General features: G+C 36.2%; 22 protein-coding genes. 17 read left to right on the forward strand and 5 right to left on the reverse strand.

The window, feature by feature from the left end:
- Positions 1-131 precede the first annotated feature (131 nt).
- Complete coding sequence (locus tag C1N55_RS05425; RefSeq protein WP_137727875.1) at positions 132-902, forward strand: Cof-type HAD-IIB family hydrolase; 771 nt, start codon at positions 132-134, stop codon at positions 900-902.
- A 158-nt stretch (positions 903-1,060) separates the two neighbouring features.
- Here C1N55_RS05425 and def read toward each other — a convergent pair whose 3' ends face one another.
- Entirely contained in the window at positions 1,061-1,618 is a 558-nt protein-coding gene (gene def, locus C1N55_RS05430) for a peptide deformylase (RefSeq protein ID WP_137727876.1), read from the reverse strand.
- Positions 1,619-2,073: 455 nt separating this feature from the next.
- Here def and pdhA point away from each other — a divergent pair, with 455 nt between their 5' ends.
- From pdhA to C1N55_RS05485, 11 genes are all read left to right on the forward strand, one after another.
- Positions 2,074-3,186 carry a pyruvate dehydrogenase (acetyl-transferring) E1 component subunit alpha gene (gene pdhA, locus C1N55_RS05435; protein WP_137727877.1) on the forward strand — a complete coding sequence of 371 codons (1,113 nt, stop codon included), beginning with the start codon at positions 2,074-2,076 and terminating at the stop codon, positions 3,184-3,186.
- A gap of 3 nt (positions 3,187-3,189) precedes the next feature.
- Positions 3,190-4,167, forward strand: coding sequence for an alpha-ketoacid dehydrogenase subunit beta (locus C1N55_RS05440; RefSeq protein ID WP_137727878.1), 978 nt, complete (start codon positions 3,190-3,192; stop codon positions 4,165-4,167).
- Positions 4,168-4,195: 28 nt separating this feature from the next.
- On the forward strand, positions 4,196-5,551 hold the full coding sequence (locus C1N55_RS05445; protein WP_137727879.1) for a dihydrolipoamide acetyltransferase family protein: 1,356 nt from the start codon (positions 4,196-4,198) through the stop codon (positions 5,549-5,551).
- Positions 5,552-5,554: 3 nt separating this feature from the next.
- A complete protein-coding gene (lpdA, locus tag C1N55_RS05450) occupies positions 5,555-6,967 on the forward strand; it encodes a dihydrolipoyl dehydrogenase (RefSeq protein WP_137727880.1) in 1,413 nt (470 codons plus the stop codon).
- Between the two features lie 301 nt (positions 6,968-7,268).
- Positions 7,269-8,900, forward strand: coding sequence for an ATP-binding protein (locus C1N55_RS05455; RefSeq protein ID WP_137727881.1), 1,632 nt, complete (start codon positions 7,269-7,271; stop codon positions 8,898-8,900).
- Entirely contained in the window at positions 8,869-9,564 is a 696-nt protein-coding gene (locus C1N55_RS05460; RefSeq protein ID WP_137727882.1) for a response regulator transcription factor, read from the forward strand. The genes C1N55_RS05455 and C1N55_RS05460 overlap by 32 nt, the downstream gene beginning before the upstream one ends.
- Before the next feature lie 221 nt (positions 9,565-9,785).
- A complete protein-coding gene (locus tag C1N55_RS05465; protein ID WP_137727883.1) occupies positions 9,786-10,802 on the forward strand; it encodes a tripartite tricarboxylate transporter substrate binding protein in 1,017 nt (338 codons plus the stop codon).
- A gap of 129 nt (positions 10,803-10,931) precedes the next feature.
- Positions 10,932-11,387 carry a tripartite tricarboxylate transporter TctB family protein gene (locus tag C1N55_RS05470; RefSeq protein WP_137727884.1) on the forward strand — a complete coding sequence of 152 codons (456 nt, stop codon included), beginning with the start codon at positions 10,932-10,934 and terminating at the stop codon, positions 11,385-11,387.
- Between the two features lie 14 nt (positions 11,388-11,401).
- A complete protein-coding gene (locus C1N55_RS05475; protein WP_137727885.1) occupies positions 11,402-12,928 on the forward strand; it encodes a tripartite tricarboxylate transporter permease in 1,527 nt (508 codons plus the stop codon).
- 140 nt (positions 12,929-13,068) lie between these two features.
- Positions 13,069-13,656, forward strand: coding sequence for a CidA/LrgA family protein (locus C1N55_RS05480; protein WP_240758390.1), 588 nt, complete (start codon positions 13,069-13,071; stop codon positions 13,654-13,656).
- Positions 13,631-14,308, forward strand: a complete 678-nt coding sequence (locus C1N55_RS05485) for an LrgB family protein (protein WP_370452587.1) — start codon at positions 13,631-13,633, stop codon at positions 14,306-14,308. The genes C1N55_RS05480 and C1N55_RS05485 overlap by 26 nt, the downstream gene beginning before the upstream one ends.
- A gap of 99 nt (positions 14,309-14,407) precedes the next feature.
- Here the strand turns inward: C1N55_RS05485 and C1N55_RS05490 are convergent, their stop codons facing one another.
- Positions 14,408-15,877 carry an aminotransferase class I/II-fold pyridoxal phosphate-dependent enzyme gene (locus C1N55_RS05490; protein ID WP_137727887.1) on the reverse strand — a complete coding sequence of 490 codons (1,470 nt, stop codon included), beginning with the start codon at positions 15,875-15,877 and terminating at the stop codon, positions 14,408-14,410.
- Positions 15,878-16,020: 143 nt separating this feature from the next.
- On the opposite strand from C1N55_RS05490, the gene C1N55_RS05495 reads away from it, so the two are divergent.
- Both C1N55_RS05495 and C1N55_RS05500 read left to right on the forward strand, forming a co-directional pair.
- Complete coding sequence (locus C1N55_RS05495) at positions 16,021-16,980, forward strand: NAD(P)H-dependent flavin oxidoreductase (RefSeq protein WP_137727888.1); 960 nt, start codon at positions 16,021-16,023, stop codon at positions 16,978-16,980.
- Positions 16,981-17,003: 23 nt separating this feature from the next.
- Positions 17,004-17,273: a UPF0223 family protein gene (locus C1N55_RS05500; RefSeq protein ID WP_137727889.1), complete on the forward strand. Its 270-nt coding sequence runs from the start codon at positions 17,004-17,006 to the stop codon at positions 17,271-17,273.
- Positions 17,274-17,369: 96 nt separating this feature from the next.
- Here C1N55_RS05500 and C1N55_RS05505 read toward each other — a convergent pair whose 3' ends face one another.
- Both C1N55_RS05505 and C1N55_RS05510 read right to left on the reverse strand, forming a co-directional pair.
- Positions 17,370-18,611 (reverse strand): NAD(P)/FAD-dependent oxidoreductase, encoded by a 1,242-nt coding sequence (locus tag C1N55_RS05505; protein WP_137727890.1) that lies wholly within the window; start codon positions 18,609-18,611, stop codon positions 17,370-17,372.
- A 388-nt stretch (positions 18,612-18,999) separates the two neighbouring features.
- Positions 19,000-19,626 carry a YktB family protein gene (locus tag C1N55_RS05510; RefSeq protein ID WP_137727891.1) on the reverse strand — a complete coding sequence of 209 codons (627 nt, stop codon included), beginning with the start codon at positions 19,624-19,626 and terminating at the stop codon, positions 19,000-19,002.
- Positions 19,627-19,745: 119 nt separating this feature from the next.
- On the opposite strand from C1N55_RS05510, the gene C1N55_RS05515 reads away from it, so the two are divergent.
- Positions 19,746-19,943: a hypothetical protein gene (locus C1N55_RS05515; protein ID WP_137727892.1), complete on the forward strand. Its 198-nt coding sequence runs from the start codon at positions 19,746-19,748 to the stop codon at positions 19,941-19,943.
- Between the two features lie 175 nt (positions 19,944-20,118).
- Entirely contained in the window at positions 20,119-20,910 is a 792-nt protein-coding gene (locus tag C1N55_RS05520) for an inositol monophosphatase family protein (RefSeq protein ID WP_137727893.1), read from the forward strand.
- A 226-nt stretch (positions 20,911-21,136) separates the two neighbouring features.
- Here C1N55_RS05520 and C1N55_RS05525 read toward each other — a convergent pair whose 3' ends face one another.
- Positions 21,137-21,322: a DUF5325 family protein gene (locus tag C1N55_RS05525; RefSeq protein ID WP_137727894.1), complete on the reverse strand. Its 186-nt coding sequence runs from the start codon at positions 21,320-21,322 to the stop codon at positions 21,137-21,139.
- Positions 21,323-21,465: 143 nt separating this feature from the next.
- Between C1N55_RS05525 and typA the strand changes: the two genes are divergently transcribed.
- Positions 21,466-23,310 (forward strand): translational GTPase TypA, encoded by a 1,845-nt coding sequence (gene typA / locus C1N55_RS05530; RefSeq protein WP_137727895.1) that lies wholly within the window; start codon positions 21,466-21,468, stop codon positions 23,308-23,310.
- Positions 23,311-23,407: the final 97 nt, after the last annotated feature.

The following is a 23,407-nucleotide window of genomic DNA, read 5'->3' on the forward strand; positions in this document are numbered from 1 at the left end:
AATCGTTTCAAAATTCTCTTTTTGAGTCGTTTTAACATGGCGTATCACTCCTAACTTACAGAATACTGACTATTTTCTATATGTAAAGTATTTTCCATTTACATATAAATATGTGTTGAGAGGGTTATAAAATGACAAAGATTATATTTTTTGATGTTGATGGGACACTTTATAATAATGAAAAGAAAATTCCTGAATCCGCTAAAGAAGCCATTAAGGCTGCTCGGAACAATGGTTACGAAATTGCGATTGCAACAGGCAGAGCACCTTTTATGATTGAGAGTCTTATAGAAGAGTTAGAAATTGATACATATGTTACATTTAATGGTCAATATGTAGTGTATAAAGGAGAAGTGATTTATACAGACAGTGTGGAGAAAGGGTATTTAGCGAAAATTATCGAGTTTGGGCATGAACGAAATCATCCAGTCGTTTTTATCGATGATAAGGAAATGATCGCTTCTATTGAAGGGCACTCCTTTATTGAACAAAGTATCAATACTTTAAAATATCCATATCCAATGAGCAATCCATTATTTTATGAAGATAATGAAGTGTATCAGACACTTATTTTCATGGAAGAATCGGATGAGCAGCTATATAGAGACACGTTTTCAGAAGTCAAGTTTGTTCGATGGCATCCATATTCTTGCGACATTTTACCAAAAGATGGTTCAAAAGCTAGAGGTATTAAGACATTATTAGAAAAATTGAATATACCTATTGAAAACTCCATTGCGTTTGGTGATGGATTAAATGATCTTGAGATGCTTCAAGAAGTTGGCACATCAGTTGCAATGGGCAACGGGGTAGAGCAAGTAAAAGAAGTAGCAGATATTGTAACTGATCATGTTGATCGTGATGGTATTGCAAAAGCCATGAAAATGCTAAATATCATTTAGAATAGTTAAGATTCCGCGGCCGATTGAAAAAATACCCTTCTAACATTAGTCTATGTGCCATGTTTTGAAATGCTTAGACTATAAATAAAATAATTTGTTAATAATGAAGGAGGTGTCTCTATTTGAGAAACACCTCCTTTTTATTATTTATAGATGGTCTACTCTTCACCTAATGGGAATGAATTTGGTACTTGTTCAAACGGGCTTTCGTCATTAATGTGATCGAAAAACATAATGCCATTTAAATGGTCTAATTCGTGCTGGAAGGCGATTGCAGGTAATCCTTTTAGGCGCAGTTTCTTTTCTTCTCCATCAACTGTAAAGAATTTCACGGTAATTCTCGCATATCGAGGGACAAAACCAGGAATTGGTCGGTCAACTGATAGACATCCTTCACCAGATGGAATATAAGTTTTTTCTACTGAATGACTCACGATTTTAGGGTTTATGGCAACAAAGCTTAATTGCTCTCCGTTATCATTCTCTAGATGAAGGGCAAACATTCTTTTTAAAGAGTTTACTTGATTGGCTGCTAAACCAACTCCAGGACGAAGACCATATTTTTCAGCAAGTTCAGTATCTTGGCTATTAATGAGGTATTCCAACATGTCATGAGCAAGTTTTCGGTCATCTTCGGTTAGAGGAAACGTTACTTCCTGTGCTTTAGTTCTTAATGTTGGGTGACCATCACGGATAATATCTTCCATTAAAATCATTCTTCAAACTTCCTTTCAGTTTAATAACTATGTATTCAATGTATAGTAGCGATTTTCGCTTACGGCCAAGGACTCTTGGGATTTACGGATTAGCATAAAATCCAAAAAGTTGTATTTAACTACTTTAAAAAATATCATAAGTTGCTTTATTTTGCTTTAGAAAAGTTTAGATATAAAAGTATATGTGAATACAAATAAAAAAGCGAATCGAAGGGAAAGTTATTCGAGAAAACTATTGGGTACATGAGTTGGTAAATTCTGTTGTAATACAGTTTTGTGATTAATATATAACAGAAACGTTATATTGAATATATTTTCAGTAAGAAAAAAAGTGCAAAATAAAAGGAAATCAATGATTGACCGAATGGATTTATTTTTATATACTCAATTTAACAAGATATTGTACTAATTTTTTTAAATAATATTTTAATACAGAACTTAAGGAGAGGTGCTATATGGGAGAAAAAAATTCAAAACAATTTGATCCAACTGCTACTTTAGAGACAATTGAAAATAAATTTGAAATGTTCCAAATTCTAAATGAAGAGGGCAAAATTGTTAACGAGGAAGCAGTTCCAAATTTATCAGATGAAGAGTTAGTTGAATTAATGTCGCGTATGGTATATACACGAATTTTAGATCAACGTTCGATCTCGCTAAACCGTCAAGGAAGACTTGGTTTCTATGCTCCAACTGCTGGACAAGAGGCTTCACAATTAGCTTCACACTTTGCACTTGAGAAAAACGATTGGATTTTACCAGGTTACCGTGATGTTCCACAAATCGTTTATCATGGTCTTCCTCTTTGGAAAGCTTTCCTATTTAGTAGAGGACATTTTGTAGGAAATCAAATTCCTGAAGGCGTAAACGTATTACCTCCACAGATTATTATCGGTGCACAATATGTTCAAACGGCAGGGGTTGCACTAGGTATTAAAAAACGTGGTACAGCGGATGTTGCAATTACTTACACAGGAGATGGCGGTTCATCTCAAGGTGATTTCTATGAAGGAATCAACTTTGCAGGGGCATTCAAGGCGCCAGCAATTTTCGTTGTACAAAATAATCAATTTGCTATTTCAACTCCACGAGAAGTACAAACAGCTGCAAAAACAATTGCACAAAAAGGGATTGCTGCGGGTATTCCAAGTGTATTAGTAGATGGTATGGATCCACTTGCTGTATACGTAGCGACTAAAGATGCACGTGATCGAGCTGTTAGAGGTGAAGGTCCTTCATTAATCGAAACAATGTGTTATCGATATGGTCCACATACAATGTCTGGTGATGATCCGACGCGTTACCGTACTTCTGACATAGATAACGAATGGGCAGCAAAAGATCCAATCGTTCGCTTCCGTATTTACTTAGAAGGTAAAGGTTTATGGAATGAACAAAAAGAAACAGAAGTAATTGAAAAAGCAAAAGAAGAAATTAAAGAAGCTATTAAAAAAGCTGATGAAACACCTAAACAAAAAGTAACGGACTTAATCTCAAATATGTATGAAGAAAAGCCGTTTAATTTACAAGAACAATATGAAATCTTTGAAGCGAAGGAGTCGAAATAACCAATGGCACAAATGACAATGATTCAAGCGATTACGGATGCACTCCGTTGCGAATTAAGAGATGATGAAAATGTTTTAGTGTATGGTGAAGATGTAGGTGTAAACGGTGGGGTTTTCCGTGCAACTGAAGGTCTTCAAAAGGAATTCGGGGTAGACCGTGTATTCGATACACCACTTGCTGAATCTGGTATCGGTGGTTTAGCAGTAGGTTTGTCTTTAACTGGTTATCGTTCTGTTCCTGAAATCCAGTTCTTCGGCTTCGTGTATGAAGTAATGGACTCTATTAGTGGTCAGTTAGCTCGCTATCGCTACCGAACAGGAAATACTTTCAATATGCCTGTAACGATTCGTTCTCCATTCGGAGGCGGCGTTCATACACCTGAAATGCACTCTGATAGCCTTGAAGGTTTAATGGCGCAACAACCTGGACTAAAAGTAGTTATTCCATCAACTCCATACGATGCAAAAGGTTTACTGATTTCATCAATTCGAGATAACGATCCAGTTATTTTCTTGGAACACTTAAAACTATATCGTTCTGTAAAAGAAGAAGTACCTGAAGAATCATATACAATTCCACTTGGTAAAGCGGATGTGAAACGTGAAGGGAAAGATTTATCGATCTTTGCTTACGGATTAATGGTACATGAAAGCTTAAAAGCAGCTCAGGAACTTGAAAAAGAAGGGTACTCAGTAGAAGTGGTAGATTTGCGTACGGTTCAACCATTAGATATTGAAACGATTGTTGCTTCAGTTGAAAAAACAAACCGTGCAATTGTAGTTCAAGAAGCACAAAAACAAGCTGGTATTGCAGCAAATGTCGTTGCTGAAATTACAGAACGTGCAATCTTGAGCTTAGAAGCACCAGTATTACGTGTAGCAGCACCAGATACAATTTATCCTTTCCCACAAGCTGAAAATATTTGGTTACCAAATTATAAAGATATTTTAGAAACTGCGAAAAAGGTATTAACATTCTAATCATTTGTAAAAAGAAAGGGTGAAACATATGGCGTTTGAATTCCGCATGCCTGATATTGGAGAGGGTATCCATGAAGGGGAAATCGTAAAATGGTTCGTTAAACCGGGCGATAAAATTCAAGAAGATGATGTACTTTGTGAAATTCAAAATGATAAAGCTGTTGTAGAAATGCCTTCACCAGTAGAAGGAACAATTGAAGAAATCCTTGTAGAAGAAGGCTCTGTAGCAGTTGTAGGCGATGTCATCATTCGAATCGATGCACCTGGCTATGAAAATCTACAATTCAAGGGTGACGATCACCACAAAGAAGAAACAACTTCAACAACAAGTGCACAAGTTCAAGGTACCGCAGAAGACGGTAACTCTGTTGAAAAAGCTCCAGTTAAAGGTGATTCAAAAGAAGATCCAGCTGTAGACCTTACAGCAGATACTTCAGATAGTGAAAAACGCATTATCGCAATGCCGTCAGTTCGTAAATATGCAAGAACAAAAGATGTTAACATTCAGCTGGTAAGCGGATCGGGTAAAAATGGACGTATTCTGAAAGAAGATATCGAAAGTTACTTATCTGGCGGAAAAGCGGCGACTAAAGCTGAAGCAGTAGAAGAAACTACTGTGGTTGAAGAGAATGTAGCCGAAGAAACAGTTGCTAAATCTCAACCTGTAAGCTTTGAAGGGGAATTCCCAGAAACGCGTGAAAAAATCTCTGGAATTCGCAAAGCAATTGCTAAAGCAATGGTTCACTCGAAACAAACTGCTCCACATGTTACATTAATGGACGAAGTTGATGTAACAGAATTAGTAGCACATCGTAAGAAATTCAAGGATATAGCGTCGGAAAAGGGTATTAAGTTAACTTATTTACCTTATGTAGTAAAAGCTTTAGTTTCTACATTACGTGAGTACCCTGAGTTCAACCGTTCATTTGATGATGCAACAAATGAAATTATTCAAAAGCATTATTTCAACATCGGAATTGCTGCGGATACTGAAAAAGGATTACTTGTACCGGTAGTAAAACATGCTGACCGTAAATCAATTTTCAATATTTCTGCTGAAATTAATGAATTAGCAACAAAAGCTCGTGAAGGTCGACTTTCACCTAATGAAATGAAAGGCGGTTCATGTTCAATTACGAATATTGGGTCTGCTGGAGGTCAATGGTTTACGCCAGTAATTAACCATCCTGAGGTAGCAATTTTAGGAATCGGAAGAATTTCTGAGAAACCAGTGATAAAAAATGGTGAAATTGTAGGTGCACCTGTGTTAGCATTATCATTGAGCTTTGATCATCGTATGATCGACGGAGCCACTGCGCAAAATGCTTTAAATCATTTAAAACGTTTGTTAAGTGACCCGGAACTTTTATTAATGGAGGCGTAAAAAATGGTAGTAGGAGATTTCGCAATCGAAATTGACACTTTAGTAGTAGGTAGCGGACCTGGTGGTTATGTAGCAGCAATTCGCGCAGCTCAAACTGGTCAAAAAGTTACAATTGTAGAAAAAGGTGTAGTAGGTGGCGTATGCCTTAACGTAGGGTGTATTCCTTCAAAAGCGTTAATTTCAGTTGGGCACCGTTTCGAACAAGCACAACATTCAGAAGATATGGGTGTTTTCGCTTCTGAAGTGAAGCTTGATTTTGAAAAAGTACAAAACTTCAAAAACGGCGTAGTTAAAAAATTAACTGGCGGTGTTGAAGGTCTTTTAAAAGGCAACAAAGTAGAAATCGTTCAAGGTGAAGCATACTTCTCTGATGCAAATACAGTACGTATTATCAATGGAGATTCTGCTCAAACATATACATTCAAAAATGCAATTTTAGCAACTGGTTCTCGTCCTGTTGAAATCCCGACTTTTAAATATACAGAGCGCGTACTAAACTCTACTGGTGCTCTTAACTTAAAAGAATTACCAAAAAAATTAGTTGTTATCGGCGGTGGATACATCGGTACTGAATTAGGTTCTGCATTTGCAAACTTCGGTACTGAAGTAACAATTATCGAAGGCGGAAAAGATATCTTGGCTGGCTTCGAAAAACAAATGACTGCTATCGTTAAAAAAGGTCTTAAGAAAAAAGGCGTTACAATCGAAGTAGGCGCATCTGCTAAAGGTGTGGAAGAAAACGAAAATGGCGTAATCGTTTCTTACGAAGTTGGTGGAGAAGAGAAAAAAGTTGAGGCTGACTACGTATTAGTAACTGTAGGTCGTCGTCCAAACACAGATGAAATCGGTTTAGAGCAAATCGGTATCGAATTTGCTGAGCGCGGTTTAATCAAAGTTGACAAACAATGTCGCACAAATATTCCAAATATCTATGCAATCGGTGATATCGTTGACGGTCCACAACTTGCTCACAAAGCATCTTACGAAGGTAAAGTTGCTGCTGAAGCAATTGCTGGTGAAAAATCAGTTGTTGACTACTTGGCAATTCCAGCTGTATGCTTCACAGATCCAGAAATGGCTACTGTTGGTTACAGCGAAGAGTCTGCTAAAGCTGAAGGCTTAGAAGTGAAAGTTGCGAAATTCCCATTCGCAGCTAACGGTCGTGCATTAGCATTAAACCAAACTGAAGGTTTTGTTAAATTAGTAGCTCGTAAAGAAGATGGCTTACTAGTAGGTGCTCAAATTATCGGTGCAGGTGCATCTGACATGATTTCTGAGCTTTGCCTAGCGATCGAAGGCGGTATGACTGCTGAAGATGTGTCTCTAACAATCCACCCTCACCCAACATTAGGTGAAATCACGATGGAAACTGCCGAAGTATTACTAGGTAACCCAATCCACATCATTTCGAAATAATCCTTTTATCAAACGCATTATGCTGCAGTTTATTTGCAGCTAATGCGTTTTTTTTTTATTAATAAAATAGGATAATAAAAAATAAGTAAATAGATTTTTAAATCATTTCGAATTCAGATCTATCTTATACCCCCATCGGTTATTGCAGCTACAGAGACGTTTGTCGAATGAAAATATCTCCTTCTTAATGCGTAAATCGACACTATATGAATTACATCATTAAAAAAAAATGACAAAGCTACAAAATATTTAAACAATTCATTATAATGGAGTTATTATTGTTTACATTTCGGGGGATGAAATGAAATTAGATTCCATGCAGTCGAAAATTTTTCTATATAATATTGTGATTATTTTTTTGATTTCTGTTGCGATTGGCATATCTTTTTATTTTACTTTATCCAATGCCATTAAAGATGAAATTGGAGCAAAGGCATTGCAAATAGCAAAAACTACTGCAATACGTGAAGATGTACAAGCAGGTTTTTACTCGGATAATCCAAGTGAAATTTTACAACCAATCGCTGAAGAAATTCGTAAAGAAACAGGGGCTGAGTATGTTGTAATTGGAAATCGGGAGGGGATTCGATATTCTCATCCAGTCAAAAGTCGGATTGGTCAAAAGATGGTAGGAGATGATAATCAAGGGGTATTGGAAAAGGGGTTATCTTATATTTCTGAAGCAACTGGAACACTTGGACCAGCCGTAAGGGGAAAGACGCCTGTTTTTAACGATGAGCATCAAATTATTGGGGTAGTCTCGGTAGGCTATTTAAAGAAAGACATTAGTGATATCTTCTCTACATATATAGATAATATTGTTTGGATTATCGCGATTTTTATTATGATTGGGTTGATTTTTGCCTCGCTTCTATCTTCAAGAATAAAAAAAGATCTATTAAATTTTGAACCAATTGAGATTGCAGAACTCTTAAAACAACAAAATGCGCTCATTGAATCCGTCCGAGAAGGAATTATTATGGTCAATGAAGATGGAGTAATTACAGTACTCAATCATGCAGCCTATAAGATGTTATCGGATGGGGAAGAGACTCAACTTATTGGAAAGCATATTCGAAATGTATTGCCGAACACTCAAATGGATCAAGTTCTATCAACCGGAGAAAGACATCTTGATCGCGATATGGAAATAAATGGAAATAAAGTATTGGTTAATCGAATACCAATTTTAAAAGGGGATAAAGTTGTAGGTGTGGTATCAAGTTTTCGTCTCCAATCTGAAATCGATCGATTGGCAATGGAACTTTCACAGGTGAAAAAATATACAGAAGCTTTAAGAGCTCAAACCCATGAATACAACAATTTTTTATATACCATCTCTGGCCTTATTCATCTGCAAAATTATGAAGAAGCTCTCGAGTTGATCCATAATGAACGGGAAGCACAAGGAAATTTGATTCATTTTATTTCAGATCGATTGCAAGATCCATTTATTAGTGGAATCTTAATTGGTTTTTTCAACCGTGCCAATGAGTTAAAAGTAAAGCTTATGTTTGATGAAGATAGTAAACTTCAATCTGTGCCAAAGCATATTCAAAAGCATCTATTTGTATCAATTCTGGGGAATTTAGTAACAAATGCTTTTGAAGCTGTTGAACATCTGCCAGAAGAACAAAGACTTGTTCGAATATTAATCTTGGACAATGGGAAAGAACTATTAATAGAAGTAGAAGATAGTGGAAATGGAATTGACAACAAGGTAAAAGATATTCTCTTTGAAAAAAGAGTTTCGACAAAAGGGATTCATAATGACCGACATGGCTTTGGTCTGATGAAGGTAAAAGAGAATCTCCTTGAGTTAGCTGGAGAAATTTATACGGAAAATGGTGATCTGGGGGGAGCACTATTTATCGTTGTGATACATAAGGGGGAGAATGATCATGAGGGACAAAATAGAGGTGCTGATTGTTGAAGATGATAAAAGAATTGCAACGATTCACCAAAAGTTTATGAGTAAAATCGTAGGTTATGAATGCATAGGGGTAGCACATAATGGTGAAGAAGCTTTTGAATGGATTGATACTGTAAAACCTGATTTAGTTTTGCTGGATGTATATTTTCCTGATTTATTAGGTACGGAAGTCTTGGACTATATTAAATTGAATAGTCCTGAAACTGACATCATATTTATCACTGCCGCTTCAGAAACTGATATCTTAAAGAAGGCATTACGTGGTGGAGTTGTGGATTATTTATTAAAGCCAGTAACCTTTGAGAAATTTGAAGATTGTTTGGAAACCTATCGTGCTAAAAGAAGGCTTCTTGAGAAAAATTCTAACCTTGAAGAGAATGAGATTAAAGAATTATGGACTTCATCGAAATCTCTTCAAATTAATGAAATTACTCCAAAAGGGATCGATGTCATCACAAATGGGAAGGTATTTGATTATTTGCAAAAATACCCAGAAGGGATCACGGCAGAAAAACTGGGGAAAGATTTAGGTTTGAGTCGTTCGACGGCCCGTCGATACTTAGAATACCTAGTCTCAGAAAATAAGGTGTATACGGATTTAATTTATGGGACAGTTGGTAGACCAGAAAGACGATATATTCCAGAAAAAGAATATAGCAGATAAAAAAGGCAATTCAGAAATTCGTTTAATAGACGAGTTTTTGAGTTGCCTTTTATTTTTTACAACGATAATTTGACGGTTTTGTGAACAATATGAACAAAATCGCATTTATGGAAAAAATATCAACTTATATTCGTTATATTGTAAAAAGTATGCGCTTTCATTAAGTTATTTATATACATTTATTTCAAAAAGTGAATGTATAAAAAGGGGGAAATTTAATAATGAAGAGGATATTAATACTTTGTTTGGCAATTTTGTCATCAGTAGTTCTTGCAGCATGTAATGGGGATGCAACTGGGACTACAGATGCGGAAACTAATTCAGGATATCCAGAAAGCAATATTACAATTGTTGCGCCCTCCGGAGCTGGAGGCGGATGGGATTTAACAGCACGTGCAATTGCTAAAGTTATGTCAGAAACGGGTTTAGTTGAAAAACCTATTACAGTTGAAAATAGAGCAGGTGGTGGGGGGGCAGTCTTTATGGCTGAATATGCCACAAAAGAAGCGGAGAATGATTATATGCTAATGACCAAATCCCCGCCTATTATTATCAATAATTTAAAGGCAGAAGGAAATAGCCCATACGGTTATAAAGATACAACGCCACTTGCACAGTTAACACGTGATTATGGTGCGATTGTTGTAAAAGCGGATTCAGAGTTTAATACATTAACAGATTTATTGGATGCAATTAAAGCCGATCCAACATCTATTACTTTGGCAGGTGGTTCAGCACCTGGGTCAATGGATCATCTTGTGGGAATCTTGCCTGCATATGGATATGGAATAGATCCTAAACTTGTAAAATATGTTTCTTATGATGGCGGCGGCGAAGCAATCGCAGCATTATTAGGCGGCAATGCGGATGCCATTGCAACAGATGCATCTGCTATTGGTGAATATGTAAAATCTGGTGATGTAAAAGTTTTAGCAGTAAGTTCTACTGAAAGATTATCTGGTGAATTAGAAGACGTGCCAACATTCCAGGAATTAGGAATTGATGCAGAATTTACAATTTGGAGAGGCTTATTCGGACCAAAGAATATGTCAAAAGAAGCAGTTGAATATTGGTCTTCAAAGTTAAGTGAAATGGCAGAAAGTGAAGAATGGACTTCTGAATTAGAGAGAAATGGTTGGCAAAATGACTATAGAAATGCAGAGGACTTTACGAAATTTTTAGAAGAACAAGAGACAGTAGTTAGTGAGTTGCTAAAAGCTTTAGAGATGCATAAATAAAGAGAAAGCTGTCCAATAAGCGATGACTTGGAGGACAGCATTTTCTTTAACGGCTTAGTCCGGCAAAGGCTTACCGCTAAATGGCTTGGCAATTAGCCGCGTTTTCTATAATGATTGGAGGTGCAAGTTTTGGTAAAATCTTTTGACAAAATTAGTGGAATTGTATTTTTAGTAATTAGTCTTTTATTTATATCTGGGAGTCTACAGATTTCCGGTAGTGCATATGGCTCTGCGGTTGGACCAAAAACTTATCCATTAATCTTAGGAATTGTATTAGGTCTATTAAGCTTACGTTTGTTATATGAAAGCTTTAAAAAGAATGCCGAAACTGAACAGAAAGAAAAATCGCAGATGTATTATAAGAATTTCGGGATAATAGTAGTTTCTGCTATTTTATATGTTTTCTTATTAGAGATTATTGGATTCGTCATCTCAACATTTCTATTCTTATTAATAGCTTTCCAAGTAATGGAGAAGGGTAAAATGATCTCATCCATAATTATTGCTGCAGTTTTCTCAATGGGAGTTTACCTGATGTATGTAAATCTACTTGGAGGGACGTTACCGAAATTATCTTTATTTTAAAAGGGGGGATGTAAATGAGCACAATTCAATTCTTATTGGATGGGTTTGCTACAGCTTTACAGTGGCATAATATATTATTTGCGCTTGTTGGTGTAATTATCGGAACTGCAGTAGGAGTTCTCCCTGGAATCGGTCCAATGAGTGGGGTTGCTTTGTTAATACCCGTAACGGCAACATTGACTTCAGGTATGCCAACAGAAGCGGCTGCTGCAAGTTCGATCATTCTTCTTGCAGGGGTATATTACGGAGCGATGTATGGGGGCTCTACTACTTCGATTCTATTAAATACCCCAGGTGAATCCTCTTCTGTAGTGACAGCATTAGATGGATATCAAATGGCCCAGCAAGGTAGAGCTGGAGCAGCGTTATCGATTTCTGCAATAGGTTCGTTTGTAGCAGGAATCGTATCACTGATAGGATTAGTTCTATTAGCAAAACCATTATCAAATTTAGCTTTGGAGTTCGGGCCAGCAGAATATTTTTCATTAATGCTATTGGGCTTATGCGCAGTAAGTGGCTTAGCCGGTAAATCGGTTACAAAGGCATTAATTATGACGGTTCTTGGTTTAATGCTTGGAACGATTGGGATTGATGCGGTATCTGGTATAGCGCGCTTTACATATGACATACCAGTTTTATATGGAGGCATAGAGTTTTTAACAATTGCTGTTGGGTTATTTGCAATAGGAGAGGTATTTAAGACAATCTTGGAACGTGAAGCCGATGATGAACCGATTGCAAAGATTAATCGAATATTGCCGACGAAGCAGGACTTAAAAGATAGTGCTAAACCAATTGCACGAGGATCATTTCTCGGATTTTTCATAGGAGTACTTCCTGGAGCAGGAGCTACCCTTGCATCCTTCTTCTCTTATATAACAGAAAAGAAATCCAGCAAAAATCCAGACTCTTTTGGAAAAGGCAATATAGCTGGTGTAGCTGGTCCTGAATCGGCTAACAATGCTGCTTCAGGCGGGGCAATGATTCCACTATTAACTTTAGGTATTCCTGGCTCAGGAACAACAGCGATTTTAATGGGTGCATTAATTATGTATAATGTACAGCCAGGTCCATTATTGTTTACTGATCATCCTGATATTGCTTGGGGATTAATCGCCAGTATGTTCATTGGGAATTTAGTGTTATTAATACTAAATATGCCTTTAGTTAAAGTGTTTGCAAAAATTATTCAAACACCCAAAAAATATTTGCTGCCAATTATAATAGCTATATCCTTCTTTGGTGTGTATGCTGTTCAATATTCGACTTTTGATTTATATTTATTAATTGCCTGTGGGGTAATTGGATATCTATTTACTAAGAATGATTATCCAGTAGCACCATTAGTTTTGGCATTAGTATTAGGTCCGATGATTGAGAATAATATGCGGCGTGCGTTAACCATCTCTAATGGCGAATGGAACGTATTTGTTACAAGTCCGTTATCATTAATATTTTTAATCATTGCTGTTGCTTGGATTGTTGTACCGCTTATTTTAAAACTTTTAGGACGAAAAGTAGTAATCAATGACGAAGAATAAGAGGAGATGAGATGGAGAGGTAATTCTTTGTCTCATTTTTTCTTTTTTTGTGAATTATATTAATTTATTGGATTTTATTTCGAAGAATTATAGACATTGTTTTACTTGAAGAGTAAAATATCGTGTATTAAGGGGGGTGAATGGCAATAAAAGTGGGTGCACTTAGTTATTGCCTAATGATGAGAATCATAAGAACCATCGCTCAAATTCTAATACTCTATGTTTTTTACTATATTGGGGTTTTTATAGTCGAAATCACTGGACTGCCTTTGCCAGCTAGTATTCTGGGTTTAGTATTATTAGCTTTCTGCCTGCAAATGAAATGGGTAAAGGTAGAATACATTCGGGAAGGTGCAGGGTTTTTAATTGCTTTTATGACCTTATTTTTTATTCCGCCGATTGTAGGGATCATTGATTACCCTCAATTATTATCAGTTGAAGGTATACTCCTTTTAGGGACAGTTTTTGTGAGTACATTATTTGCCATCTTAATCTCGAGTAAATTTAGTGAAATCATCGAGAAAAAAGAATTAGAGCTAATAGAAAAGAAAGAATTTAAAATTACTTTAAGTAAGGAACAGGAAATGGTTATGCAAAATCCTTCTGAAGATGAACCCGCAGAGGTAGAAAATCACTTCGTTCCTATTTCGTTAGATCAGAACAATCAGCAACCAAACGCAATTGAAAAGGAGGGTGAAGCACTTGAAGGCAATCATCTTCATCGTTAGTACGGTGGTATTATTTATCATAATGTTTAAGCTTTATCGTAAATATCCCTATCCATTTTTATTGCCGATATTAACGACGACTATAGTAATCGTTGCAGCTTTACTAGTATTTGATATTCCATTCTCGGTTTATATGGAAGGTGGGAAATATATCCAGCATTTACTTGGACCAGCTGTTGTTGCATTAGCCTTTCCTTTATATAATCAAAGACAGTTAATCATGAAATTTAAATATACGATTCTATCAGGTATATTCATAGCTATGATTAGTGGGTTAATCAGTGTTTTTGCTATGTTAAAGTTATTTAAAATGGATACTGACTTAATCTTAACCTCACTGCCAAAATCCCTTACAACCCCGGTAGCCATGCAGGTTAGCGAAACCATTGGCGGTATTGCGCCACTAACTGCTGTATTTGTGATGATTGCTGGTTTTACAGGGGCATTATTCGGCCCAGCTGTTTATAAATATTCAAAGGTGACTTCATCGATTGGTCGAGGTATTTCCATGGGGAGCGCAAGCCATGGTGTAGGAATAACCAAATTGAAGGATTATGGAGAAGAGGATCTGTCAATTGGTTCATTGTCGATGGGATTAAGTGCAGTAATCGGTGCAGTTATTTGTCCAATCTTCGTATTTCTTTTCATTTAATGAACGATCATGCCAGTTTCTTACTGAATAAATAAAAAAACACGATTTTTCGCAAGTATTTAGCGAAGAATCGTGTTTTTTATTGTAGAATGCTGTAGTTTAAATAATCGGCATACGTTCTTTGATCACTCGAATTGTTTTAAGTGACAGATCTTCTGGCCCTTGAACAGGTAAGCCTGCTTCAATATTCATTTTAATATATTGAATATTATCTTCGGTAATTATTTCCCCAGGAATAAATATTGGAATCCCCGGTGGATATACCATAATGAATTCTGCGCAAATATACCCAACTGATTTTTCTAAAGGCATTACTTCTGTACTAGCATAAAAAGCATCTCGTGGAGTCATTGCTAAAGCAGGAATATCTGGAACATTAACAATTGTTTCTTTTTGAATCGCCTCTGATTCGAACGTTTGCGACATTCTTTGTAATGCATTGACAAGTAAATTAATTTCCTTTTTTGAATCACCTAAAGTAACAAGACAAAGGATATTGTATAGGTCAGATAATTCTACTTCGATATTGGCATTTAGACGTAGCCATTCTTCAGCTTGATGACCTGTAATACCTAAATCTTTTACACTAATAAGGATTTTTGTAGGATCCATATCAAATGTTGCGGATGAGTGAAGTTTTTCTCTTCCAGCTACTTTCAAATGAGGAATTTTATTTATGCGCTTTCTTGCATCTTTTGAAAGACGAATTGCCTCATCGATTAAGTCATACCCGTGTACAGCTAATTGGCGTCTAGCACAGTCTAACGAAGCTAAAATTGGATATGATGTTGAAGTTGTTGTTAACATCGATAATACAGATTGTACTCGATTTACGGAAACAAGACCTTCACGTACATTCAATACAGAGCTTTGTGTCATAGACCCACCAAGTTTATGAACACTTGTTGCTGCCATATCAGCACCCGCCTGCATTGCTGATAAAGGTAGCTCATCATGGAATTTGATGTGCACGCCATGAGCTTCATCCACAATAACTGGGATGTCATGTGCATGGACAATATCAACAATACGCTTTAAATCGGTTGCAAAACCAAAATAAGTAGGGTTGATTACTAACATTGCTTTTGCATCTGGATATGTTTTTAATGCTTTTTCGACAGATTCTGCAGAAATACCATGTGCAATTCCATATTCTTCATCAACTTCAGGATGGATAAAAATAGGAATGGCACCAGATAAAACAATAGCAGACATTGTTGATTTATGAACATTCCGTGGTACCAATATTTTATCACCTGGACCAACGACGGATAAAATCATCGTCATGATGGCGCCACTAGTACCTTGAACGGAAAAGAATGTATGGTCAGCACCAAAGGCTTCAGCTGCTAGGCTTTGTGCTTCTTTAATCGCGCCTTTTGGTGAATGTAAGTCATCTAGTGGAGCAATATTGATTAAATCAATTGATAAAACGTTGTCGCCGACGAACTCACGAAAAGCTGGATCCATTCCTTGACCTTTTTTATGTCCAGGAATATGGAATTGTATTGGATGTCTATTTCGGTGTTTGAGTAATACGTCGAACAATGGAGTCTCTAACTGTGACAACGCAGGTACCACCTCGCTTTATATAAATTTGAAAACAAGAAGAATTATAGCATCTATTGTACTTCATGACTACAAAAATTAAAGGATTTTTTTCTATTAAAGAGAAGTAGTAATTTATAAAGAAAGAAAAAGGGGATGAAGAATTGAATTGGGATACTAGAATTTCAAGATTACTAGGTATAAATTATCCAATTATTCAGGGAGGGTTAGCTTATTTAGCCTATTCGGATTTGGCTGCTGCTGTGTCAAATGCAGGTGGGTTGGGTCAAATAACAGCAATGAGTTTAAAGTCTCCGGAACTGTTAAGAGCGGAGATACATAAGGTTCGAGAAAAAACTGATCGCCCATTCGGCGTTAACTTTGCCATCGGGATGCATGGAAAAGGATATGAAGAAATGGTCAAGGTGGCAATAGATGAAAATGTTCCGGTTATTTCTATGACAGGTGGTAATCCGTCACCTATTTTTGACTTACTAAAAGGAACAAATATAAAAAAATTAGTTTTAGTTGCAGCAAGAAGACAAGCGCAAAAAGCTGAAGAACTTGGAGCAGATGCTGTAATGGTAGTTGGTCAAGAAGGCGGAGGCCATTTAGGACGCGATGATGTCGGGACGTTTGTGCTCGTACCACAGGTTGTAGACAGCGTCTCCATACCTGTCATTGCATCTGGAGGGATTGGGGACGGCAGAGGTTGGATGGCTGCCCATGCGTTAGGTGCTGAAGGTATAGAAATGGGAACAAGGTTTATAGCAACTAAAGAATGCGTGCACGCTTCTCCTGAATATATTAAAAGCTTAATAGATAGTACAGAGTCAGATACAACTATTATAAAACGATCCATTGGTGCACCAGCACGATGCTTAAAAAATGAATTTACGGAAAAAATAATCGAAATTGAAAAAGTTTCTCCTACTTATGAAGCTTTAAAAAATTATATTAGTGGGGAGGCGAACAAAAGATTTATTTATGATGGTGATTACGCAAATGGTTTTGGCTGGGCAGGACAGGTGGCCGGAATGATACATGATGTTCCAACCGTAGAGGAGTTAATTGGCCGAATGGTTGCACAAGCAGAAGAAATCAGAGTAAAATGGGGTCATTAAATTTAAGGAAGAAGGGTCTTTCTATGGAATATTCATATCCATTTTCACCAGATTGGTCAACAACGGAGATTATTGATGTTGTTCGATTTTTTGAAGGTGTTGAACAAGCGTATGAAAAAGGAATCAAAAGAGAGGATATGCTTTCGAGATATCGTCGATTTAAAGAAATTGTGCCTTCTCAGGCTGAGGAAAAAACTGTATTTCGTGAATTTGAAGAAGTTAGTGGTTATATAAGTTACAAGGTTGTCAAACTAACGAAAGAGCAAGAAGATGGAAAATTGATTAAAATGTAAATAGTGGGAGGGTGATTCAATTGAGCGTTAAATTAACGTTCTAAAGTGATCACCCTCCCTTATTAAATTGTTCTTAGTGAAGCTTGCATAGTTAGTTTAGGCTATCGATGAAAAGGGAAGGCCGTTAGTATCTGCGTTTCTTTTAGGAGAAACGATGTGAGAATCATTATTTTCCCTTCCTGCAATAAGGTCGCTAATTATTTTCGAACCTAGTGCACTGTAAATGGTACCATTCCCACCATATCCAAGCAGGTAATAATGATGTGGTTTTGTTGGATGTGCTCCGATAAAGGGTAATTGATCCTTTGATTCTGCAAAGGTAGCAGCGTAGCAACAATCAACCTCTAGTTCCAAATGTGGGAATAATGAGTTTGTTTGCTTTAATAGTTTTTCTGCGCAATTTTCAATAACCTTTTCATCCACTGGTGCTTCCGGTATATTTTCATCCATTCCTCCTACCATAATGGCTCCTTCAGCTGTTGTACGCAAATAGAGATAGGGTCTTTTCGTTTCCCAAATCATCGCTTTTTGATGCCAAAGTTTATCTAGATCGATAGGTTTTGTTACCATTACATAAGATCGATTAAAGATAGTATCTTCTCTCTTTGGATTCTCTTTCTTTTCATAGCCTATTGTATAGACTACATCTTTTGCTTGAAAAGAATGTGTTGTAGTTTTTAGTTGGACAAGCTGATTTTCAAATGAAGTATCAGTTACGACTGTCTCCTCAAATAAATCAACTCCTTGATTTTGTAAATAAGTCAATAAACTTGTGATAAATTTTAATGGATTTATTTCTGCATCACGAAAGGTAACGATTGCTGCAGGCTTTTTAAAAGGCATATAGAATGATAATGTAGACTCATCCCAAAACTCGCATGGAAATTTGTTCATATACAATGTTTCATATTCGGTCCGTAATTTAGCTGCATCTTTTTCATCACTAGCATAATAAATACTGGGTACACGCACGAAATCCACTTCATGAGGCAACTCATTTGCTATTTCCTCAATATCATCTAATGCTTCGAAGCATAATTGGTAAAACCGGACTGCTTCTTTTTCCCCGATTTGTTGGATAAGCTCAGAGAGCATAATATCATTTGAATATTGGAGTAAACCAGTATTTGCAGCTGTACTCCCTTGTCCAAACTTCCTTTTATCTAAAATAGCTACAGTTAATCCTTGTTTCATCAATCTGTAAGCGGTTAAGCAGCCGGACATTCCACCTCCGATGACAATGGCATCATATTGTTTCTTCGGTTGTTTTGGTGTTTCTACATTTAATTTAGTGGACAGTGTTGTTGGCCAATATAAAGTTCCATTATGTAGTTTCATCTCAGGTACACTCCTTAAATTTGTCAAATAATGTCCTATGACTTTACCCTAAATTTATTCTTTTAATCATTTTGACTTTTTTGGAATCTGTAGTATGTGATATAGATGAATTCATATCGGGGAAATAAAAGATTGGACAAACAGTAAAGAAGAACATACAGAAGGTGAAAAACCTGAAAGGATAACATTAAAAAAATAAAAAAGAATTAGTAGAAATATGTAATGTTTGTAAGTATCTTGTGCATATTAATTATACAACACACCAAAAGCAAAGCCGTTTTTCACGTTAAACTTCTTTAATTACTAAATGATTAGTTAGACGGGATGACGATAATCAAAAAAGCAAAAGTTAAGAAAATTAACTTTTGCCTTTGGAAAACAGCCTATTTTATTTCCCGATTATCGTGTTATAAATGGGCATTAATGCTTCAAATGTTTCCTCTGTTAGTTGTAAAAATTGTTCCGATGAAAGATTGATTGCTTCTTCACGAGAAATGTGAAGACCAACAAGAAACTCCCCTTTTTTTACATCTCTTAATCGAATTAATAATTCTTCAAGCTGTTCATCACGCCCTGCTTTTAAGGAAATTGAGTCTTGTGACATATGATCACCAGAAAGTATAAAGGAGTCAGGTAACTTATCAAACAGCTCCATCGCATTTAATAAGCGAGTTGCCATTTCAGATTTTTGCGGTGCTTCATAAATAATTGCCACAATGATGAATAAATGTGTATTCCAAAGACCAATTTGAAAATGAGGAAGAGATTTATATCCACGCTTATAAGGAGCAAATGCAACCCATGAATCTTTAGGCGGATTAATTGTTCTTCTAGCATGCTTCGCAACATGTGGGAAGAATTCATCACCTGTTTTAGCGCTAAAGTAACTTGAGAACATTTCACCTAATTCTTGGAACTTTGGGCGAACAATTGTAGTTAGAGCTTCCATTCGTTGTTCTAAACCATCAATTTCGAAAACATCGAAGTCTTTGTTTGTCCATTTAATTTTGTTCATTTATTTGTGCCACCTCTTTGATTTACATGTTTATTTTATCTGCTTTTTGGGAAAAATTTTGTAACAAACCATTTCATGAGACTAAAATTTTTATAAAAATGAAAGGGAAGTGATTTAATATGAAACAGATGATTAAAATTATACGTAAAGTTGATATTGAAAAGCAATATGAACAGGTTTTACGTCTAGAGCTTGATTATGAGCTTGCCTCCCTATATGCAGCAATGCAGGATAAGGATGAGAAAGAAAAGGAGAAAAGTAAAAAAAGACTGAAGGAAATACAGGATGAATTAGATGGTCTCCACGCGTATGTGTAACAATTTATTAATTTCTTAAAAATCACTTGCACTCATTTTGACTGCAAGTGATTTTTGTTATACTAGGAGATAAAGAATGAATTTTTTGAATTTAAAAGGATGCTCTTAGTTACTATGTAAGGAAGATTTTAATGTAATATTTTATAGTAGATGAAAAGGGATAGGTGGGGGTTTAATGGATTTACGTGATGTCGATCAGTTTGCCAAGGAAATAATTTTTGAAGCGGGAAAAAGAATAAGAGATGCTTTTTCTTATGATATTAAAGTAGAGACAAAAGCAGATGCGAATGATTTAGTTACTAATATTGACCGAGAGACTGAAATTTTTTTTATTGATAAAATAAAAGAATTTAACCCTAGCCATAAAATATTAGGTGAAGAAGGAATGGGGGAAGGGATTGATTCCTTTGAGGGTTCAGTTTGGGTTATTGACCCAATAGATGGGACCATGAATTTCGTAAAACAACACCGTCATTTTATGATTACAATTGGTTTTTTTGTTGACGGCGTAGGAAAACTTGGGTACATATTTGATGTGATGAGAGAGGATTTGTTTTGTGCTATAGGAGGTGAAGGGGCATGGTATAATGACTCACCCTTAAGAAAGTTAAAACCTGTCCGCTTAGAAGAAGCTGTCATTGGAATTAATGCTAGCTGGGTTGCACCGAATAGACGAGTAAATCATGAGAAAATGATTGATTTAATTCGTACAGTTCGAGGAACACGCTCCTATGGGTCGGCTGCCATGGAGATTGCCTTTGTGGTAAGTGGAAAATTAGATGCTTATATTTCGATGAGGCTATCACCATGGGATATTGGCGGCGGAACAATTATAGCTAGGGAAGTCGGTGCAATTGCAACAAATTTAAAAGGAGAACCGTGTAATTTATTCACACAGGACACTTTTATTATCGCAAACCCATCCATTCACCATGAAATCCTAACTAATTATATTGAAGAAAAATAAAAAAGCGGTAGGAAGCAAATTCTCATTTGTTTTCTGCTTTTTTTTCGGATAGGGAAGCTTTTTATTTGGAAAGAATTTAAATTGCACTCATCGACCAGTGTCAATATTCAGATAGCGTTCATGTTTTTCATATGAAAAAAACACGAATTGTCGAAAAAATCATTCAACAAATCGTGTTTTACATATGAATCAAACTAATTTCATGTGGCAGTCTATGTGTATAAGTTTATAATAGACCTTGTTCTCGGAATTTACGTTTCATCTTAAATCCGATGAACATAACAGCACATAATGCAACAAGACCTGCAATAGCTCCTAGGATTGTTTTTGCTGCAATTGCATATCCGATAGAAATCATCGATAACATAGCAGCTACCGCAAAAATAAACATGACAGCTTTCGCCTTATTCATGGAAATATGCCTCCTTAGTATGTATGTAAAATACAAATATCAATAATATTGTCGAATTGTAAAAAAACATGAAAAGACAATATGAACTTCTTGTGCTATAATAACACAGTTAATCATATGAAAAAAGAATATGGAGTGGAATAATGACAAAGTTACGCGAAGATATACGAAATATCGCAATTATCGCCCACGTTGACCATGGGAAAACAACATTAGTAGACCAATTGTTAAAGCAATCAGGTACTTTTCGTACAAATGAACATGTAGAAGAACGTGCAATGGATTCAAATGATATCGAACGTGAACGCGGGATTACGATCCTTGCTAAAAATACAGCTGTAAATTACGAGGGAACAAGAATTAATATTCTTGATACTCCTGGACATGCCGATTTCGGTGGAGAAGTAGAACGTATCTTAAAAATGGTAGACGGCGTTTTACTAGTAGTTGATGCATATGAAGGTTGTATGCCCCAAACTCGCTTTGTATTGAAAAAAGCATTAGAACAAAAATTAACACCAATCGTGGTAGTAAACAAAGTCGATAAAGATTCAGCGCGTCCTGATGAAGTAGTTGATGAAGTGGTAGACCTACTTATCGAATTAGGTGCCGACGAAGATCAATTAGAATTCCCAGTAGTATTTGCTTCAGGTGTAAATGGTACTGCTTCTCTTGACTCTGACCCAACAAAGCAAGAAGAAAACATGAAATGTTTATTTGAGTCAATTATTGAGCATATTCCTGCTCCAGTTGATACAACTGAAGAACCATTACAATTCCAAGTAGCATTACTTGACTATAATGACTTCGTTGGACGTATCGGAATTGGACGTGTATTCCGTGGGAAAATCCATGTTGGTCAACAAGTAGCCTTAATGAAACTTGATGGCACTGTGAAAAACTTCCGTGTAACAAAAATCTTTGGTTTCTTTGGTTTAAAACGTGAAGAAATTCAAGAGGCATACTCTGGTGATTTAATTGCCGTATCTGGTATGGAAGAAATCAATGTTGGTGAAACAGTTTGTCCAGTGGAACATCAAGAAGCGTTAACACCATTACGTATCGATGAGCCTACATTACAAATGACTTTCTTAGTAAACAATTCTCCATTTGCTGGTCGTGAAGGAAAATGGATTACTTCAAGAAAAATTGAAGAACGTCTTCGTTCACAATTACAAACAGACGTATCTTTACGTGTAGAAGATACTGATTCTCCTGATGCTTGGATTGTTTCAGGCCGTGGTGAGCTTCACTTATCAATTCTAATCGAAAACATGCGTCGTGAAGGCTATGAATTACAAGTGTCTAAACCACAAGTAATCATCCGTGAGATTGATGGCGTGAAATGTGAACCGATTGAACGCGTACAAATCGATGTACCAGAAGATAGTGTTGGTTCTATTATCGAATCTTTGGGTAACCGTAAAGGTGAAATGTTAGATATGATTAATGAAGGAAACGGACAAGTTCGTTTAATCTTCATGGTTCCAGCTCGTGGATTAATCGGTTATACAACAGAGTTTATGTCTCTAACTAAAGGTTTCGGTATCATTAACCATACTTTTGATTCTTATCAACCAGTTGTTGCTGGTCGTGTAGGTGGACGTCACCAAGGTGCACTTGTTTCTATGGAAACAGGTAAATCAACTACTTATGGTATGATGCAAATTGAAGACCGTGGTACACTATTTGTTGAACCAGGTACAGAAATTTATGAAGGTATGATCGTTGGTGAAAACAACCGTGATAATGATATCACAGTTAATATTACAAAAATGAAACAAAAAACAAATGTACGTTCAGCAACAAAAGACGCGACGAACGTTATTAAACGTCCTCGTATTTTAACGCTTGAAGAAGCACTAGAATTCTTAGATGAAGATGAGTACTTAGAAGTAACACCTGAGTCTATTCGTTTACGTAAACAAATTCTAGACAAAAACGAACGTGAAAAACAGGCGAAAAAGAAAAAATTCGCTGATCAATAATCGTTTTTCGATTTTGTTTGCTGGCATTGTGAAAGGTGTTGTGTAAGTTGAACTTGTTTGGGACACTAAATTATATTCAAGCATCCGCACCTGCCAA

It is taken from the genome of Lysinibacillus sp. SGAir0095, assembly GCF_005491425.1.
Classification (GTDB): Bacteria; Bacillota; Bacilli; order Bacillales_A; family Planococcaceae; genus Ureibacillus.

Coding starts and splice junctions, on each gene's coding strand:
- C1N55_RS05445 (WP_137727879.1), top strand. CDS start 4,196: ATGGCGTTTGAATTCCGCATGCCTGATATTGGAGAGGGTATCCATGAA.
- C1N55_RS05455 (WP_137727881.1), top strand. CDS start 7,269: ATGAAATTAGATTCCATGCAGTCGAAAATTTTTCTATATAATATTGTG.
- C1N55_RS05440 (WP_137727878.1), top strand. CDS start 3,190: ATGGCACAAATGACAATGATTCAAGCGATTACGGATGCACTCCGTTGC.
- C1N55_RS05510 (WP_137727891.1), bottom strand. CDS start 19,626: ATGAACAAAATTAAATGGACAAACAAAGACTTCGATGTTTTCGAAATT.
- C1N55_RS05460 (WP_137727882.1), top strand. CDS start 8,869: ATGAGGGACAAAATAGAGGTGCTGATTGTTGAAGATGATAAAAGAATT.
- C1N55_RS05465 (WP_137727883.1), top strand. CDS start 9,786: ATGAAGAGGATATTAATACTTTGTTTGGCAATTTTGTCATCAGTAGTT.
- C1N55_RS05480 (WP_240758390.1), top strand. CDS start 13,069: ATGGCAATAAAAGTGGGTGCACTTAGTTATTGCCTAATGATGAGAATC.
- C1N55_RS05505 (WP_137727890.1), bottom strand. CDS start 18,611: ATGAAACTACATAATGGAACTTTATATTGGCCAACAACACTGTCCACT.
- C1N55_RS05425 (WP_137727875.1), top strand. CDS start 132: ATGACAAAGATTATATTTTTTGATGTTGATGGGACACTTTATAATAAT.
- pdhA (WP_137727877.1), top strand. CDS start 2,074: ATGGGAGAAAAAAATTCAAAACAATTTGATCCAACTGCTACTTTAGAG.
- C1N55_RS05500 (WP_137727889.1), top strand. CDS start 17,004: ATGGAATATTCATATCCATTTTCACCAGATTGGTCAACAACGGAGATT.
- C1N55_RS05475 (WP_137727885.1), top strand. CDS start 11,402: ATGAGCACAATTCAATTCTTATTGGATGGGTTTGCTACAGCTTTACAG.
- C1N55_RS05515 (WP_137727892.1), top strand. CDS start 19,746: ATGAAACAGATGATTAAAATTATACGTAAAGTTGATATTGAAAAGCAA.
- C1N55_RS05525 (WP_137727894.1), bottom strand. CDS start 21,322: ATGAATAAGGCGAAAGCTGTCATGTTTATTTTTGCGGTAGCTGCTATG.
- typA (WP_137727895.1), top strand. CDS start 21,466: ATGACAAAGTTACGCGAAGATATACGAAATATCGCAATTATCGCCCAC.
- lpdA (WP_137727880.1), top strand. CDS start 5,555: ATGGTAGTAGGAGATTTCGCAATCGAAATTGACACTTTAGTAGTAGGT.
- C1N55_RS05520 (WP_137727893.1), top strand. CDS start 20,119: ATGGATTTACGTGATGTCGATCAGTTTGCCAAGGAAATAATTTTTGAA.
- def (WP_137727876.1), bottom strand. CDS start 1,618: ATGATTTTAATGGAAGATATTATCCGTGATGGTCACCCAACATTAAGA.